The following is a 3,154-nucleotide window of genomic DNA, read 5'->3' as shown; positions in this document are numbered from 1 at the left end:
GCCTTCGGCGGTCCCCCTCCCCCGTTTCACGGTGGAGGAGCACTGAGAGTTCAGTGCACGTAGCCTATGGCGCTTGCCCTAGTGCCGCAGGGGGCCAGGTCGGCAATGAGCGGGGCGGCACCGTCGGGCGCGCCCTTACCACCTGCCGTTGAACCCGACCTTGGCGGCGATGGCGTTGTTGTTGCCGAAATCGTCGAGGCTGCCGCGGACCAGCGCTTCGCCGAAGACGCTGTACTGCGCGTCGGCCCAGCTCAACGAGCCGCCGACGCCGACGCCGCCCCAAACCCCCTGGTTCTCCGAGGCGAACTTGGTGCCGGAGACATCGACCGTCGAGCCATCGAGGAAGTCATAGTAGAGGTTGCCGATACCATAGAGGTGGGTCTGCTTGGTCTCGCCGGCTGCATCTTGCCATTCGCTCTCGTAGTCGGCGGAGAGCCCGAGCCGGCCCACCAGCGTGTCGCCGCCATCGTCGAGCGAGACCGTGCCGCCGTACTGATCGGTGAAATCGTTGAAGCGCACGGCCGAATAGCTGAGCTGCGCCTGCGGCGTCAGCGACCAGTTGTCGTTGAGCCCGATCTTTTGGCCGGCCTCGAGGCTGAGCCCATAGCCGAAGGCGTCGTTGCCCTCGACCAGCGTCGTGCCGGTGTCGTCGGAGACGATATCGGCTTCGTAGCGGATCACTTGCGCCTGCCCGTCGACATAGAGCCCGCCCGCGCCGTACCAGGTGAGCGTGCCGCCGACGCCAAAACCCAAAGCGTTGACCGAGCCCGCACCATAGATCGAGGTGATATCCGAGCTGACGGTGCCGAACTGGGCGTTCACCCCAGCCACCAGCGACCCGGCTTCACTCTGATGCAGCACGCCATCGAGCCCGGCCTGCAGCCGCCAGGTGGTCACGTCATAGCTGGCGCCGGCAGTGGAAACGCCGGGCTCGAAATGGGCCTGCGACGCATCCATGCGGGCCCAGATGGCGTTGGGCGCCACTGCACCGTCATCGCTCGCCTGCTGCCCGCCATTCAGCCATTCGCGGCTGCCGACGCGCTGCTGCAAGGTGCCGAGCTCGTTGAAGGTTTGGAGCACGTTGGCGTAGTTCTCGTAAAGCGGCACGGTCGGCGCATAGAGCGGGCCGGCATCGATGATTTCGGAGCGCAGGTACCAGTCGCCGTCGGCTGTGGTCTCCGTGCCCTGATAGAGCCGGTAGGCATAAGCGCCGCCAACTACCGCCTGGTCGCCCTCGAACACATAGTCGCCGACCAGCGAGAAGGTGCCGTTCGAAGCGCCGAGAACATCGACGACCTTGATCCCTGCATCGCCCGTCTGTGCGCCGGCGCCGCCGACATTGGTGACGACGAGCGACGAGGTGTCCGAGGTGGAGCCAGCTACGAGCCGATCGGTTGCCGAGCCGTCGCTACCGAGCGCCGTATTGAGATAGACGGTGCCGCCGTTGCCGGCGTAGTTGCCGGTCACGGTGAGCGTCGTGCCGGGCGCCACCCCGCCGAGACGGACGGCCCCGGCATTGTCTAGCGAGACGAGGGTCTGGTTGAAGCCGGCAACGTCGAAGGTGCCGGCGGCGGCGACGCTGAAGGCCGACGTGGTGCCGAAGATATTGGCGGCCCCGGCGCGCAGCGTGCCGCCGTTCACGCTCGTCGCCCCGGTATAGGCATTGGCGCCCGAAAACGTCTGTGTGCCGTCAGTGAGGGTCAGCGTGCCGCTGCCCGAGATGATGCCGGAAAACACATCGTTCTTCGCATCGGTGATCGTCAGATTCTTCGCGCCCAGCGTGACACTGCCGATGCCGGCGAGGCTCTGGATGCTCGTGCCCGCGGCGGTGATGCCGGAGATACCGAAGGTTCCGTTCGCGACCACCCGGCTTGATGTGGCAATCGAGCCGTTGCTCGCTAGCCCGAGCGTACCGGCCTGGATCACCGTGTCGCCGGTATAGGTGTTGACGGCACGCAGGTTGAGAGCGCCGGTGCCGGTTTTGGTCAATCCGCCGACGCCGGAAAAACCGGACCCTGCGGCCACAGTGAAAGCCTGGGTATCAACAGTCAGGCCGCCCGCCGCAATATTGAGGGTGCCCGGCGAGAATCCGGCGATGAAGAAATTGTTGTTAGCCCTCGCGCGCAGGATGGCATCATCAAAATTGACCTGACCGTCTCCAGCACCAGCGCGCGAAAGTCTGCTGGTTTCGAGCGTGCTACCACCACTGATGTTGATCGTGCCTACGCCACCCGCAAAGGTCCCGAAAGTGACACCCGATTGAGCGACAACGGTGCCGCCGCTCAGAATGTTGAGAATACCATTGCCCCCGGCACCGACTTCGATCGAGCCTCCCCCGGCTACGGTCCATTGCGATCCAGCCCCGGTGACCGTGACCACACCATTGGTCCCGGCACCGTCGGCGATGTGGTGCTCGGCGCCATTGCTGGTCAGCGTGCTGCCATTCTGGATCGTGAGATTGCCGAACCTGCCCGGCGTATTGCCGACTGTCAGTTGACCAGTCGTGCCGACAGCGGGACCGCTCTTACCAAGGACAACCGGGCTTGGCGAAGTCGGATCAATGTCGACCGCGCCGGCAACCGGCACCGTTCCGCCCGACCAGTTGCTCCCGACCATCCAGTCATCGCTGGTGGCGCCCGTCCAGCTCTGAGCCATGACCGGCCCCACCGGCAATGCCAACGCCGCCAGCCCAACGCCCAAGAGCAGCGCGGCCCTACCAAGGTTCCAGCCGCGATCCGCGTAGCCGCGCCCGGTTGCCCCAACAGACATGCCGCCCTCAAAATCGATAAAGCTATGACGTTAAGTGTCGACTCAAACTGCCGCGAGCCCGAAGCTTAGACAAGCATAGCTTTCGAGCTAAAGCACTGTCATAATTAAGAAAGCTTTGCGGTGACGCTGCACCTGCCGCACATTTGCGACGAAAGCTTTGGCTGATCAAACAACGGCAAGTTGGGAGATTTCGGATGCCCTGAAGCACGCCGCCTTAGCCGGCAATGGGGGTGACAGTGGATGTGCGAACCGAGGCTCCCCCAAACTCGGTGTCATCCCCGCGGAAGCGGGGAACTCCGTTTGCGATCGTGCTTCGAGCACGCAAACAGAGCATCCCGCTTTCGCGGGAATGACCCGGCGGGTGCGGCAGCACCCTCGCTTGGCG

Annotated in this window: 1 protein-coding gene; it reads right to left on the bottom strand. The window is 64.5% G+C overall.

The annotated features are described in order from the left end of the window. Positions 1-135: 135 nt before the first annotated feature. On the bottom strand, positions 136-2,769 hold the full coding sequence (locus VW23_RS21280) for an autotransporter family protein (RefSeq protein ID WP_244513690.1): 2,634 nt from the start codon (positions 2,767-2,769) through the stop codon (positions 136-138). Positions 2,770-3,154: the final 385 nt, after the last annotated feature.

This window comes from Devosia insulae DS-56, assembly GCF_000970465.2.
Lineage (GTDB): Bacteria > Pseudomonadota > Alphaproteobacteria > Rhizobiales > Devosiaceae > Devosia_A > Devosia_A insulae.
Note: the sequence above shows the minus strand (reverse complement) of the source record. Positions and strands in the feature narration are given on the sequence as shown.